At 63.3% G+C, this 13,692-nt stretch carries 11 protein-coding genes; 7 read left to right on the top strand and 4 right to left on the bottom strand.

Annotation, left to right across the window (positions count from 1 at the left end):
* Nucleotides 1–3 precede the first annotated feature (3 nt).
* The 7 genes from RHIBR816_RS0108160 to RHIBR816_RS0108130 all read left to right on the top strand — a co-directional run bounded on the left by RHIBR816_RS0108160 (nt 4) and on the right by RHIBR816_RS0108130 (nt 7,800).
* Nucleotides 4–1,116, top strand: a complete 1,113-nt coding sequence (locus RHIBR816_RS0108160) for an ABC transporter ATP-binding protein (protein WP_018236040.1) — start codon at nt 4–6, stop codon at nt 1,114–1,116.
* 2 nt (nt 1,117–1,118) lie between these two features.
* Nucleotides 1,119–2,627: a GMC oxidoreductase gene (locus RHIBR816_RS0108155; protein ID WP_026186761.1), complete on the top strand. Its 1,509-nt coding sequence runs from the start codon at nt 1,119–1,121 to the stop codon at nt 2,625–2,627.
* Entirely contained in the window at nt 2,624–3,397 is a 774-nt protein-coding gene (locus tag RHIBR816_RS0108150; RefSeq protein ID WP_018236038.1) for a 3-ketoacyl-ACP reductase, read from the top strand. Before RHIBR816_RS0108155 ends, RHIBR816_RS0108150 begins: the two co-directional genes overlap by 4 nt.
* A 90-nt stretch (nt 3,398–3,487) precedes the next feature.
* Complete coding sequence (locus RHIBR816_RS0108145; protein ID WP_018236037.1) at nt 3,488–5,143, top strand: GMC family oxidoreductase; 1,656 nt, start codon at nt 3,488–3,490, stop codon at nt 5,141–5,143.
* A gap of 13 nt (nt 5,144–5,156) precedes the next feature.
* A complete protein-coding gene (locus tag RHIBR816_RS0108140; RefSeq protein ID WP_018236036.1) occupies nt 5,157–5,474 on the top strand; it encodes a Dabb family protein in 318 nt (105 codons plus the stop codon).
* A gap of 4 nt (nt 5,475–5,478) precedes the next feature.
* Complete coding sequence (locus tag RHIBR816_RS0108135) at nt 5,479–6,750, top strand: glycerate kinase (protein WP_018236035.1); 1,272 nt, start codon at nt 5,479–5,481, stop codon at nt 6,748–6,750.
* Nucleotides 6,751–6,924: 174 nt separating this feature from the next.
* Complete coding sequence (locus RHIBR816_RS0108130; protein ID WP_018236034.1) at nt 6,925–7,800, top strand: DUF3800 domain-containing protein; 876 nt, start codon at nt 6,925–6,927, stop codon at nt 7,798–7,800.
* Between the two features lie 203 nt (nt 7,801–8,003).
* Here RHIBR816_RS0108130 and RHIBR816_RS0108125 read toward each other — a convergent pair whose 3' ends face one another.
* Genes RHIBR816_RS0108125 through RHIBR816_RS0108110 form a run of 4 tightly spaced genes read right to left on the bottom strand, consistent with a single transcriptional unit; the run spans nt 8,004 to nt 13,666 of the window.
* The gene (locus tag RHIBR816_RS0108125; RefSeq protein WP_018236033.1) at nt 8,004–9,236 is read right to left on the bottom strand and encodes a pyridoxal phosphate-dependent aminotransferase; all 1,233 of its coding nucleotides are present in this window, start codon (nt 9,234–9,236) and stop codon (nt 8,004–8,006) included.
* Nucleotides 9,237–9,255: 19 nt separating this feature from the next.
* Nucleotides 9,256–10,788, bottom strand: coding sequence for an aldehyde dehydrogenase family protein (locus RHIBR816_RS0108120; RefSeq protein ID WP_018236032.1), 1,533 nt, complete (start codon nt 10,786–10,788; stop codon nt 9,256–9,258).
* Between the two features lie 45 nt (nt 10,789–10,833).
* Nucleotides 10,834–12,255 carry an FAD-binding oxidoreductase gene (locus RHIBR816_RS0108115; protein ID WP_018236031.1) on the bottom strand — a complete coding sequence of 474 codons (1,422 nt, stop codon included), beginning with the start codon at nt 12,253–12,255 and terminating at the stop codon, nt 10,834–10,836.
* 10 nt (nt 12,256–12,265) lie between these two features.
* Nucleotides 12,266–13,666 (bottom strand): VOC family protein, encoded by a 1,401-nt coding sequence (locus RHIBR816_RS0108110; protein WP_018236030.1) that lies wholly within the window; start codon nt 13,664–13,666, stop codon nt 12,266–12,268.
* Between the last annotated feature and the right edge of the window lie 26 nt (nt 13,667–13,692).

Here is a 13,692-nt window from a genome sequence, read left to right as displayed (position 1 = left end):
CCAATGTCATTCCTGAAAATCAGCAACCTGCGCAAATCCTACGGCTCACTGGAGATCCTGAAGGACATCAACATCGAGATCGAACAGGGCGGCTTCCTCGTGCTTGTCGGTCCCTCCGGCTGCGGCAAGTCGACGCTTCTGAACACGATCGCCGGGCTGGAGCCGATCACCTCGGGCGACATCGCCATCGATGGCCGCTCGGTTTCGGGGCTGCACCCGTCCAAGCGCGACATCGCCATGGTGTTCCAGTCCTATGCGCTCTACCCGAACATGACGGTCGCCGGGAACATCGCCTTCGGCATGGAAATCCGCGGCGTGCCGAAGGAGGAGCGCGACAAGGCGATCAAGCAGGTTGCCGACATGCTGCAGATCGGCCATCTGCTCGAGCGCAAGCCCGGCCAGCTTTCCGGCGGCCAGCGCCAGCGCGTCGCCATGGGCCGAGCCCTGGTGCGCGACCCGAAACTCTTCCTCTTCGACGAGCCGCTGTCGAACCTCGACGCAAAGCTGCGCGTCGACATGCGGACGGAAATCAAGCGCCTGCACCATCGCATGAAGACGACGATCGTCTATGTGACGCATGACCAGATCGAGGCGATGACGCTCGCCACCAAGATCGCCGTGTTGAAGGACGGCGTGCTGCAGCAGTTCGGAACGCCGGCCGAGATCTACAACAACCCGGCCAATATGTTCGTCGCGGATTTCATGGGATCCCCGGCGATGAACCTGCTGAAGGCCCGGATCGAAGCCGCGGGGGCGAACGTCGCGGTCACTCTGGAGCGGCCGAATGCCGAACCGCTGAAGCTCGCCGTGCCGCATAACGGCGCGCTCTCCGCCTATGCCGGCCGGGATGTCGTTTTCGGCATCCGTCCGGAGGCGCTGACCGATCCGGACGGCGCCGACCGCAATGCGAAGTTCGTCGCCGAGGGCGATTGCCTGATCGAGGTCGTCGAGCCGGCCGGCTCGGACACCTTTGCCGTTACCCGACTCGGCGGCAAGGAAATCGTCGCGCGGCTGAGGGCAGACGCCCGCATCGCGCCAGGCCAGACGTCGCGGCTCGCCTTCAATCTCGACAAGGCCGTGTTCTTCGACCCTGAGAGCCAGATGCGGATCGCATGAGCATGGCAAGCCAGCCGGATATCGTCATCATCGGCTCGGGTGTCGGCGGCGCTACCGTGGCGGCGGGACTTGCCGCCTCGGGGGCCGAAATCCTCATCCTCGAGGCCGGCCACCACATCGAGGACCTGCCGGTCAATCGCGACCAGCGGGCGATCTTCCAGCGCGGCCATTTCCGGCCGAAGGAGACCTGGTACGAGGCGGGCGGCACCGGCTTCAACCCCGGCAACTACTACAATGTCGGCGGCAACTCGAAATTCTACGGTGCAGTGCTGACCCGCTACCGCCGCGAGGATTTCGAGGAGATGCAGCATCTCGACGGTGTCTCGCCCGCCTGGCCGTTTGCCTATGAAGAGCTGGAGCCCTGGTATGCCAAGGCGGAAGAACTCTACCAGGTGCGCGGGCGCCTCGGCGAGGACCCGACCGAGCCGGCGCATTCGAACGACTATCCGCATCCGCCGGTGCCGGACGAGCCGGCTATCGCCAAGGTGCGCAAGCAGCTGCGCGAAAACGGTATGCATCCCTATTCGCTGCCGCTCGGCATCGACCTCGACCGCTGGCTCGCCAAAGGCAAGACACCCTGGGATGCGCATCCGAACAGTTTCGACGGCAAGATGGATGCGGAAACCGCGGCGCTGACCGCGGCGCTCGAATATCCGAACGTGCGGCTGCAGACCGGTTCGCGGGTCACGCGGCTGACGACAGCGCCGGACGGCAAGGCGATTGCTTCGGTGCACTATGTGAAAGACGGTGTGGAACACAGCGTCTCGCCGAAGCTCGTCATTCTCTCGGCCGGCGCCGTGCAATCGGCTGTGCTGCTGCTGCGCTCGGCCGATGACGTCAACCCGACTGGGCTCGCCAACCGCTCCGACCAGGTCGGGCGCAATTTCATGAACCACAATTCGAGTGCGGTGATTGCGATCAGCCCCTGGTATCGCAACGATTCGGTCTACCAGAAGACCTTCGGCCTCAACGATTTCTATCTCTCCGACGGCCAGGGCGGACCACCGCTCGGCAATATCCAGCTGCTCGGCCGCGTCTCCGGCGCAATCCTGAAGGCCAACATGCGGTCGATGCCGGAATGGCTGCTCAGCCAGGTGTCCTCGCGCGCCATCGACTTCTACGCCATGAGCGAGGATCTGCCGTCGCCGGAAAGCCGGGTGGTGGTCGATGGCGACCGAATCCTGCTCAAATGGGTGCGCACCAACTGGGAGGCGCATCTGAAGCTCGTCTCCAAGCTGAAGGCGGTACTGAAGCAGGCAGGCTTCCCGGTGGTGCTGGCCAGGGCCTTCGACAAGCGGACGCCGTCGCATCAGTGTGGAACGGTCCGGATCGGCAATGATCCCGGGCAGGCGCCGCTCGACGTCCATTGCCGCGCCTTCGATCATCCCAACCTCTTTGTCGTCGATGCCGGCTTCCTGCCGACTTCGGCCGCGGTCAACCCGGCGTTGACGATCGCTGCCCAGGCGTTGCGCGTCGCCGACCACATCGTCAAGGGAGACCTTCGGTCATGACGGACAAGGCACGCCCCGTCGCGATCGTCACCGGCGGCCGCCGCGGCATCGGCCTCGGCATCGCCCGTGCCCTTGCGGCGGACGGTTTCGACATCGCCATTACCGGCATTGGTGACGCGGAGGGCGTGGCGCCGGTCATCGCCGAACTCGAGACGCTGGGCGCACGCGCCATCTTCCTCAGGGCCGACGTCGCGGATATTTCCGGCCATCAGCCGACGGTCGACGCCGTGATCGCCGTCTTCGGCCGGATCGACTGCCTCGTCAACAATGCCGGCATCGCCTCCGTGGTGCGCGGCGATTTCCTCGATCTGAAGCCGGAAAATTTCGACACGATCGTCGGCATCAACCTGCGCGGCACGGTCTTTTTTACCCAAGCGGTGCTGAAGACCATGCTCGCGGTCGAGGCGGACGCGCCGCGCTCGATCATCAACATCACCTCGGTTTCCGCGGCGATGAGCTCGCCGGAACGGCTCGACTATTGCATGAGCAAGGCGGGGCTTGCCGCCTTCAGCCAGGGCCTTGCGCTGAGGCTCGCCGATACCGGCATCTCGGTCTTCGAGATGCGCCCTGGCATCATCCGCTCCGACATGACCGCCGCAGTTTCGGGCAAATACGATGCGCTGATCGCCGGCGGGCTGGTGCCGGTGAGGCGCTGGGGCGAGCCCGAGGATATCGGCAATATCGTCGCGGGGCTCGCCAGCGGCAAATTTGCCTTCGCGACGGGCTCCGTCATCCAGGCCGACGGAGGCCTGTCGATCAGTCGGCTTTAGGACAGCAAGGACCGTCTCGCCTGAGGCGTCCGTCAGATTTATCACGCCTTGCATTTGGAACGTTCCAATGAGGCGGTGGAGGAACGGAGAATGGCATTCGACTACATCATCACCGGTGCCGGCCCGGCCGGCTGCGTGCTTGCCAATCGGTTGAGCGAGGATCCGGCCGTCAAGGTGCTGCTGCTGGAAGCCGGCGGCGGCGACTGGAACCCGCTGTTCCACATGCCGGCCGGCTTCGCCAAGATGACCAAGGGCGTGGCGAGCTGGGGCTGGCACACGGTGCCGCAAAAACACATGAAGGGCCGGGTGCTGCGCTATACCCAGGCGAAGGTGATCGGCGGCGGTTCGTCGATCAATGCGCAGCTCTATACCCGCGGCAATGCCGCCGACTATGATCTCTGGGCAAGCGAGGACGGCTGCGCCGGCTGGGACTACCGAAGCGTGCTGCCCTATTTCAAGCGCGCCGAGGACAACCAGCGTTTCGCCGACGACTATCATTCCTATGGCGGGCCGCTCGGCGTCTCGATGCCGGTTTCGCCCCTGCCAATCTGCGACGCCTATATCCGCGCCGGCCAGGAGCTCGGCATTCCCTATAATCACGACTTCAATGGCAAACAGCAGGCGGGCGTCGGCTTCTACCAGCTTACCCAGCGCAACCGCCGGCGCTCCTCCGCCTCGCTTGCCTATCTGTCGCCGATCAAGGATCGCAAGAATCTGACAGTACGCACCGGCGCCCGCGTCGCCCGAATCGTGCTTGAAGGTCGGCGCGCGGTCGGCGTTGAAGTTGTGACGAGCAAAGGCAGCGAGGTGATTGGCGCCGAACGGGAGGTGCTGGTGTCTTCCGGCGCCATCGGCTCGCCGAAGCTGCTCCTGCAGTCCGGCATCGGCCCGGCCGACCATCTGCGTTCCGTCGGCGTCGATGTCCGCCACGATCTTCCCGGCGTCGGCGGCAATCTCCAGGACCATCTCGACCTCTTCGTGATTGCCGAATGCACCGGCGACCACACCTATGACAATGTCGCCAAGCTGCACCGGACGCTGTGGGCCGGGTTGCAATATGTGCTGTTCCGTACCGGCCCGGTCGCCTCGTCGCTCTTCGAGACCGGCGGCTTCTGGTATGCGGATCCGAACGCTCGTTCGCCGGATATCCAATTCCATCTCGGCCTCGGCTCGGGCATCGAGGCGGGCGTCGCGCGGCTGAAAAATGCCGGCGTCACGCTCAACTCCGCCTATCTGCATCCGCGCTCGCGCGGCACGGTCCGGCTGTCCTCCGCCGACCCGGCCGCCGCACCGCTGATCGACCCGAACTACTGGGAGGACCCGCATGACCGGAAGATGTCGCTCGAAGGGCTTGAGATCGCCCGCGAGATCATGCAGCAGCCGGCGCTCGAAGCCTATGTGATGGCGGAACGTCTGCCGGGCAGGGAGATCAAGACCGAGGAGCAGCTCTTCGACTACGGCTGCGCCAATGCCAAGACGGATCATCATCCCGTCGGTACCTGCAAGATGGGAACCGACGGGACGGCGGTCGTCGACCTGGAACTGAAGGTCCGCGGGCTTGAAGGGCTGCGGGTCTGCGACAGCTCGGTGATGCCGCGGGTACCCTCCTGCAACACCAATGGGCCGACGATCATGATGGGCGAGAAGGGGGCAGATATCGTTCGCAGCCTGCCGCCGCTCCCGCCGGCCGTGTTCCAGCACGAACGCAACGACACGCGGCCCAGGGCCCGCGCCGATATTCGCTGAGGGTGAGGGAAGCATGATCCGCCACTGCGTTTTCATCCGCTTCCGCCCGGAGGTGAGCGAGGCCGAAAAGATGGGGATCTTCGCCGAGATTTCCGCCTTGAAGCCGCGCCTGCCGGGGCTCCTGGCTGCGCATGTCGGCACCAATGTCAGTCCGGAGACGGGGATGGACAAGGGTTATGCCGAAGGATTCATCGTCGATTTTGCCGATGCCAGGGCCCGCGACGCCTATCTCGATGACGCAGATCATCGCACGACTGGCGCGAAATTGGTTGCGGCGGCTGAAGGTGGCATCCAAGGTATCTTCGTCTACGAACTCGAAATCCCGGACTGATTCCATGACATCGATCGAGCCGCGTCCCTTCCTGACCTCCCTCTTCGAGGCCGCTGTCGTGGCGGCTGATCCTTACGCCGCCATTCGCGCCCATCTGCCGGCACGGCCGAAGGGACGCACCATCGTCGTCGGCGCGGGCAAGGCGGCAAGCCAGATGGCGGCCGCCTTCGAGAGGCTCTGGGACGGACCGATCGAAGGGGTGGTGGTTGCTCGCCATGGGCCGATCGAAACTTGCGAACGCATCAAGGTGCTGCAATCGGCCCATCCGGTGCCGGACGAGGCGGGGCTGATCGCCTCCACGGCGCTCCTCGAACGGGTCGAGGGACTGACGGCGGACGACCTCGTGATTGCGCTGGTCTCCGGCGGCGGCTCGGCGCTGCTGCCGGCGCCGCCGAACGGCCTGACGCTCGACGACGAAATCGCCGTCAACAAGGCACTGCTTGCTTCCGGCGCGCCGATCTCCGCGATGAACGTGGTGCGCAAGCACGTGTCGCGGATCAAGGGTGGACGGCTGGCCCTCGCCGCCTCGCCGGCGCGTGTTGTCAGCCTGGTCGTGTCGGATGTTCCGGGCGACAATCCGGCCTTCGTCGCCTCCGGTCCGACCGTGCCGGACCGGTCGAGCCTGGAAGAGGCACGCGAGATCGTCGCGCGCTACGCCATGGCGCTGCCGGAGCGGGTCGTCGCGCATCTTCGCTCGGATGCGGCGCGCGCGCCGAGCCCGGACGATCCGGCCTTTGCCGGCAACGAAGTCCATGTGATCGCCTCGGCGAGCGTCTCGCTGGAGGCGGCGGCGGCACGCGCGCGGCAGAGCGGCGTCGAGGCGATGATCCTCTCGGATGCGATCGAGGGCGAGGCGCGCGACATTGGCCGCATGCATGCGGCGCTTGCCCGCGAAGTGGCGCTGCGCAGCCGGCCCTTCACCAGGCCCGTCGTGCTGCTGTCCGGCGGCGAGACGACGGTGACGATTTCCGGCAAGGATTACGGCAAGGGCGGCCGCAACAGCGAGTTCCTCCTGTCGCTGGCGATCGACATCGACGGCGTCGCCGGCATCGACGCGCTTGCGGCCGACACGGACGGCATCGACGGCTCCGAAGACAATGCCGGCGCCTTTGCCGACGGGGCGAGTGTCGGCCGCATGCGGGCGGCCGGTGCCGATCCGCGCGCCCATCTTGCCCGCCACGATGCCTGGTCGGCCTTCGCCGCCAGCGGCGACCTTTTCGTTCCGGGTCCTACCGGGACGAATGTCAATGATTTCCGGGCGATGCTGATACGGTGACTGACTACGGATTTGGTTCGAATCGAGCTAAATTGCAAAGGTGTCTATTTAAAGTTGAATTGAATGCAGCGGTGCGGTAATTCGGATCGAGCCGACTCTGTACGTGATTTGACAACCGTTCGCTGATAAATCTGGCCCCGAGCGAGGCAATTCTCGATTCGGAGTCGCGCCAACATGGCGAAGCGTAATTACATTCTTTATTGCGATGAGTCGGCGAAGAAGGGGCCCTTCTACTCCAATTTTTATGGCGGAGCACTTCTCAAAGCTGAAGACAGAGAGGCTATAGAAAGAATTCTTCTGGAAAAGAAAGAAGAGTTGAACCTCTTTGATGAATTAAAATGGACAAAAGTCACACTGAATTACTTGGAAAAGTATATTCAGTTTGTCGATAAATTTTTTGATTTGATCGAATCGGGCCGAATAAAAGTCAGAATAATGTTCACTCATAACAGGTATGTGGCAAATAATCTTACTCAAGAGCAAAAGGACAATTCATATTTTCTTCTATACTATCAGATGCTGAAGCATGCATTCGGATTAGGTTACTGCAATCCGAACGGCATTGATCGAGTTTATCTCACGATGCTGCTTGATCAAATTCCTCATTCTCGCGACAAAGTAGAGTCATTTCGAACTGAACTGGAATCCCTTTCAAGCAGAAAGCTGTTCCGAAATGCACGAATCAGTGTAGTTCGCGACCAGATCGCAGATGTCGATTCAAAGAATCATTCGATTTTGCAAGGTCTGGATATCGTTCTCGGCAGTATGTATTTCCGTTTGAATGATCTTCACAAAATGAAGCCAGAAGGTGAGCGAAATAGGGGAAAGAGAACTATTGCAAAAGAGAAGTTGTACAAGCATATAAACAAAAGAATTCGAACAATTTATCCAAACTTCAATATCGGAGTTTCCACCGGCACACCGAATGGGTCTATCGATCGGTGGGAGCATCCATACAGACATTGGAAATTTACGCCACGCTCCCACACGGTAGATGAGACGGTTGTCAAAAAACGAAACGGCCCCACCGACGACTACTCATACCTTTAGTGGAACTAAAGGCTTCATCGAAGGCAGGGCCTGTATACATATATAGCGCATGATTCGCTTGACAACAAGAGTAATTTATGACTCGCGAGGTGCGGCAAGCAATGACTTTTCCTCCCTCCGACGCTCTTGACTTGTCGACCATCAAACCGGTCTGAACTGTCGACCATCAGTCTGGTCATGGGAAGGAAAGCCGGTTGTGTCCCTTATTTAAGCCGCGCGCAGGCCGCGGCGATGCGGGTGAGCGCTTCCTTCAGTTCGGCCTCCGAGGTCGCATAGGAGATGCGGAAGAAGGGCGAAAGGCCGAAGGCGGAGCCCGGGACGACGGCGACATGGGCGTCTTCGAGCAGATAGGTGCAGAAATCCGCATCCGTCTCGATCCGCTTGCCGGCGGGCGTCACCTTGCCGAGCATGCCGGCGCAGCCGGAGAAGGTGTAGAAGGCGCCTTCGGGAACGCGGCAATCGAGGCCTTCAATGGCGTTCAGGCCGCTCACCACCAGGTCGCGGCGGCGCTCAAAGCTCGCCGTGCGTCCTTTTAGGAAATCCTGCGGCCCGTTGAGGGCCGCCACCGAGGCCGCCTGGCTCACCGATGACGGGCAGGAGGTCGCCTGGCTCTGGACGACGGCCATCGCCTTGATCAACGCGCGCGGGCCGCCGGCATAGCCGATCCGCCAGCCGGTCATCGCATAGGCCTTCGATACGCCGTTGACCGTCAACGTCCGCTCCTTGAGCCTCGGCTCGAGCTCAGCCGGCGTGACGAAGCGGAAGCCGTCATAGACGATGTGCTCGTACATGTCGTCGACGAGCAGCCAGACATGCGGATGCTTCAGCAGAACATCGAGCAGCGGCCGGTAGTCGGCAGCGCTGTAAGCCGCACCCGACGGGTTCGAGGGTGAATTCAGGAGCACCCAGCGCGTCTTCGGCGTGATCGCCGCTTCCAGCTTGTCAGCGGTCAGGCGGAAACCGGACGATTGATCGCAGGCGATCAACACCGGCTTGCCTTCGCAGATCTGCACGATGTCCGAATAGGAGGTCCAGTACGGCGTCGGGATGATCACTTCGTCGCCGGGATTGATCGACGCCATCATGGCGTTGAACAGGATCTGCTTGGCGCCGGTCGCAACCGTGATCTCGTCCAGCTCGTAGGCGAGGCCGTTCTCGCGCTGGAACTTTTCGCGGATCGCCTTCTTCAGTTCCGGCGAGCCGTCGAGGGCCGTGTATTTCGTCTCGCCGCGCTGGATTGCCTCCCAGGCGGCCTGCTTGACGTGGTCGGGCGTGTCGAAGTCCGGCTCGCCGGCGCCGAGGATGATCACCGGCTTGCCGTCGCGCTTCATGGCGTTGGCGCGCGCGCCGATCTTCAGGATTTCGGAAACGCCGATCGTGGAAATCCGCGAGGCGGGCAGAAAGCCCGCCTCCTTGACCGTTGCATTGATGGTCATGGCCGATCCTGTGCGATGATTATTCGATGTCAAACGAGACGCCCTGCGCCAGCGGCAGAGCCTTCGAATAGTTCACCGTGTTGGTGGCGCGGCGCATGTAGGCCTTCCAGGCGTCGGAGCCGGATTCGCGGCCGCCGCCGGTCTCCTTCTCGCCACCGAAGGCGCCGCCGATTTCGGCGCCGGAGGTGCCGATGTTGACATTGGCGATGCCGCAATCCGAGCCGTCAGCCGCGAGGAAACGTTCGCTCTCCTGCATGTCGCGGGTGAAGATCGACGACGAAAGCCCAGCCGCGACCGCATTGTGCTCGGCGAGCACCGCATCGAAGTCGCTGTATTTGATGACATAGAGGATCGGCGCGAAGGTCTCTTCGAGAACCGGACCGGCCTGCTTCGGCATTTCGACGAGCGCCGGCTTGACGTAGTAGCCGTTGTCGTAGCCGAGCTCGACGCGTTCGCCGCCGGTGACGGCACCGCCCTCCGCCTTGGCTTCGGCAATTGCCTTCTGCATGTTGTCGAAGGCGGCCTTGTCGACGAGCGGGCCGACGAGGGCGGTCGATTCCAGCGGGTTGCCGACGGAGACCGACTGGTAGGCCTTCTTCAGGCGCGGCACGAGTTGGTCGTAGACGCTTTCATGGACGAACAGACGGCGGAGCGTCGTGCAGCGCTGGCCGGCGGTGCCCATGGCGCCGAAGGCGATGGCGCGCAGCGCCATGTCGAGATCGGCCGAGGGGCAGACGATGCCGGCATTGTTGCCGCCGAGTTCGAGGATGGCACGGGCAAAGCGCTTGGCAAGCCGAGGACCGACCTCGCGGCCCATGCGGGTGGAGCCGGTCGCCGAGACGATCGGCACCTTCGGATGGTCGACGAGCACTTCGCCGATCGAGCGGTCGCCGATCAGCACCTGCGACAGGCCTTCCGGCGCATCGCCGAAGCGGGCGAGGGCGCGCTCGAGGATCGCCTCGCATGCGAGGGCGGTGAGCGGCGTTTTTTCCGAGGGTTTCCAGACGACCGCGTCGCCGCAGACGAGCGCCAGCGCTGCGTTCCACGACCAGACGGCGACCGGGAAGTTGAAGGCCGAGATGATGCCGACGACGCCGAGCGGGTGCCAGGTTTCCATCATGCGGTGGCCGGGACGCTCGGTTGCGATGGTCAGGCCGTAGAGCTGGCGGGAAAGGCCGACGGCGAAATCGCAGATGTCGATCATTTCCTGGACTTCGCCGAGGCCTTCCGACGGGATCTTGCCGGCTTCGAGCGAGACGAGGCGGCCGAGATCGGCCTTGAAGGCGCGCAGTTCCTCGCCGAGCAGGCGGACGAGCTCGCCGCGCTTCGGCGCAGGCACGAGCCGCCAGGCGCGGAAGGCCTCGTCGGCCTGCTCGATCTTCCGGGCGGCTTCGGCTGCCGATACGGTCTTGAGGCTGGCGATCTGTTCGCCGGTGACCGGGCTATAGGACGGCATGTCGCCGCCGGTATAGAGTTCCTTGGCGACGCCCATCTTGTCGAGCAGGGCGGCTGCCTCCTTTGCGACGTCGATCTTCTTGGCTGCAATGTTCATCTGTCTGACTCCCGTGTTTTCCTTGTTGGCGCCGGTTGCGGCGACCTAGCCGAAACGAACGCTGCCGAGCTTGCCCGGCGAGGTGAACGACTTCAGGCCGGCGGCCATTTCTTTCAGTTTTTCCGGCGTGTAGAGATCGTAAATTGCCTGGTTGCGGCGGCCGATCGCATGCTCCGCGCTGAAGCTGCCGTGATGCTGATCGACCGCCACGGTGAAGACCCATTCGCGCAAACGCTGCTCGAAGGTCGGGTCGGTCAATAGCGGGCTATCCTTTGCAACGATCAGGTTGAAGTGGACGCCGCCGTCGCCGATATGGCCGAAATCGCAGACCGTGACGCCGGGAAATTTCTCTGGCATGGCGGCCTTCATATGGTCGCAGTAGGCCATGATGTCACCCCTGCGAAAGGACAGATCGAAGGCGATCAGCTTGCCGAGGTGCTTCACGCCTTCCGAGAGCGCATGGCGCAGCGCCCAGGTCTCATGCGGCGGACCGATGAAAGCGTCGGCGAGCGGCGCTTGCTCCAACTCCCAGATTTCCGCCAGCACCGTTTCGAGAACCGCATCCAGCGGCTGCTCGCCCTCGCGTGGTTCCCAGGTGCGGGAGATTTCGCAGAGAATGACGTAGTCGGGGATATTGCCGCCCTGGAACGGATTCTTCAGCGACGGCACATGGGCGAAAGCGGCGGCGATCGCGTTCTTCGACATGCCCTCGAAGGCGGAAAGATAGGCGCCGAGCCGCTCCTCCATGGCGTTCAAGAGCGGCAGCACATGGGCGCCGCTTGCCGGCACGAGGAGAGCCGTTGCCGTCTGCTTCGGAAGGCGCTCGAGGTTGAGCACGCATTCGGTAACGATGCCGAAGGCGCCGGAGGTGCCGATGAAAATCTGTTTCCAGTCGACGCCGGTATTGTTCTTCCTGAGGTCGCAATCGAGGTCCAGCACCGTGCCGGCCTCGTCGGCGAGCACCACCTTCAGGCCCAGCGTGTTGCGGCGGACATCGCCATATTTCAGGAAGCGCGAACCGCCCGTATTGGTGGCGATCATGCCGCCGAGCCTCGGATCGGCGCCGAGATCGATCGGGAAGAAAAGGTCGTGCTCCTCGAGCCGGCGGTTGAGATCGGACAGGCGGAAGCCCGCATCGACTCGGATCGAGCGGTTGTCGAGGTCGAGCTCGAAGTGCCGCGTCAAGCGGTCGACGCTGAGGACCACTTCGGTGCCGGAACCGTCGGGCGTCGAGCCCGAAACGAGGCCGGTATTGCCGGACTGCGGGACAAGGGCGATGCCGTTGCGGACGCAATAGGAGATCGCACCGGAAACCTCCGCCGTCGTTGCCGGACGCAGCACGGCGCCGGCGCTGCCGCGGTCGTAGCGCGCCCCGGTCTCGTAGGCTTCCATTTCTTCCGGACGCGTGACGACGCCCCTGTCGCCAAGGAGGCCCGTCAGCGCGTCGATATGGTTCCGTTCAATCATCGTCGGCGTATCATTCCGCTGCCACGGCGGCGGTCAAGGCCTTGAGGCAGCTTTCGATCGAGGCCTTTTCGATGCCGGCATAGTGATCGAATTCATTGAGGACGGCGGCGCCGAGATCGGCCTCGAAGCGCTTCTGGTTCGGGCTAGCGACGAATTCCTGCTGCGCGCCGTCGCCGAGGTTCGACTGGAAGATACCGGCGGCGCTGACCGGAAGGAAGTCCTCGTAGACGATCGGATCGAACTGAACGAGGCCATCGGCGATCAGCGAATCGAGATTGCGGCGGCCCGGAAGCTTCGTCTGCCGGCCCTTCTCCGTCAGAGAATAGCTGAAATAGCCGAGCCCTGCTTCACGGATTTCCGCCCAGCTGTCCGGAAAGGGCTCGAAAGCCGTTGCAAGCGCCGCCGCATAGTCCCTGGCATTGGAGCCGTCGGCGGCGGGGCGCACGATTTTGCGCGATTCGTCGAGCAGCCTGTCATAGAGGCCGCGGCCTTTCGGGGTCAGCGCGAGGCCGCGCTGTTCGATCTCGCCGAAGCGGGCGGTGTGCGAACCGGTCTTCCAGCCGCCCGCGGCGTCGCGGAACGAGACCGCTTCCTCGAGCGCCTTGAAGGAGGTCTGGCGAAGCAGGATCGGGCAGTTGCGGGTCGGTGGCCCTTCGACGACGGCCTTCGGGGCGATGCCGTATTCGGGCATCAGCGCCTGCACGCGGTCGATGTCGAGGGTGCGCGGCGTCAGATGGTTGATGTGCGGCCCCTTGAAGGAGACGACGTCGGCGATCAGCCGGTGGGCGTCATGCAGGCGCTCGTACATGTCGCCGCCAACATTGGCCTTGTCGTGCCAACGGAAGGTTTCCAGTACTTGCGCCACGAAATGCTCGGCATCGACCTTGTCGAGCCCGCCGTCGCGCTCGGCCTTTTCGGTGAGTTCGACCGCAGCGGGCGTGAAGATCCGGCGCTCGTTCAGGATCGCGTCGGCCTCGGCGCGCAGCGCCTCGTCGGCGATCAGATCCATTCTCAGCAGCGAGGTGAAGACGCGGAAGGGATTGCGCTTCAGCGACGCCTCGCCGACCGGCCGGAAGGCGGTGGAATGCACCGGCACGCCTGCCGTCGAGAGATCGTAGTAACCGACCGGATACATGCCCATGACGGCGAAGACGCGGCGCATCATCGAAAGCTCGGCCGGGGTGCCGAGGCGGATCGCCCCGTGGCGCTCCTCGGAGATGCGGTCGAGCGTATCGGTTGCATCGAGGCGCTCCTTGAGGTTGGCGTCCGCGGCAAGCGTGTCGGCATTGACCTTCGCCACCAGCTCCATCAGCGTGCCGTAGGCCGGTACTTCATCGCGGTACATGGCGGACATCGCGGCGGAAAAGGCCGAGCGAATATCGTCGGCCGATACGTAACTATTCTCTTTCACTGGGGCTCGCCTCGCGCTAAGGGTGA

The organism is Ensifer sp. BR816 (genome assembly GCF_000378985.1).
In the GTDB taxonomy this organism is placed as follows: Bacteria; Pseudomonadota; Alphaproteobacteria; order Rhizobiales; family Rhizobiaceae; genus Sinorhizobium.
This window is presented reverse-complemented; position numbering and strand designations above follow the sequence as displayed.

Bases quoted from the DNA above. Each gene is read 5' to 3' on its own strand.
- RHIBR816_RS0108160 (WP_018236040.1), top strand. From the start codon at position 4: ATGTCATTCCTGAAAATCAGCAACCTGCGCAAATCCTACGGCTCACTG.
- RHIBR816_RS0108120 (WP_018236032.1), bottom strand. From the start codon at position 10,788: ATGAACATTGCAGCCAAGAAGATCGACGTCGCAAAGGAGGCAGCCGCC.
- RHIBR816_RS0108155 (WP_026186761.1), top strand. From the start codon at position 1,119: ATGGCAAGCCAGCCGGATATCGTCATCATCGGCTCGGGTGTCGGCGGC.
- RHIBR816_RS0108150 (WP_018236038.1), top strand. From the start codon at position 2,624: ATGACGGACAAGGCACGCCCCGTCGCGATCGTCACCGGCGGCCGCCGC.
- RHIBR816_RS0108140 (WP_018236036.1), top strand. From the start codon at position 5,157: ATGATCCGCCACTGCGTTTTCATCCGCTTCCGCCCGGAGGTGAGCGAG.
- RHIBR816_RS0108145 (WP_018236037.1), top strand. From the start codon at position 3,488: ATGGCATTCGACTACATCATCACCGGTGCCGGCCCGGCCGGCTGCGTG.
- RHIBR816_RS0108130 (WP_018236034.1), top strand. From the start codon at position 6,925: ATGGCGAAGCGTAATTACATTCTTTATTGCGATGAGTCGGCGAAGAAG.
- RHIBR816_RS0108135 (WP_018236035.1), top strand. From the start codon at position 5,479: ATGACATCGATCGAGCCGCGTCCCTTCCTGACCTCCCTCTTCGAGGCC.
- RHIBR816_RS0108115 (WP_018236031.1), bottom strand. From the start codon at position 12,255: ATGATTGAACGGAACCATATCGACGCGCTGACGGGCCTCCTTGGCGAC.
- RHIBR816_RS0108125 (WP_018236033.1), bottom strand. From the start codon at position 9,236: ATGACCATCAATGCAACGGTCAAGGAGGCGGGCTTTCTGCCCGCCTCG.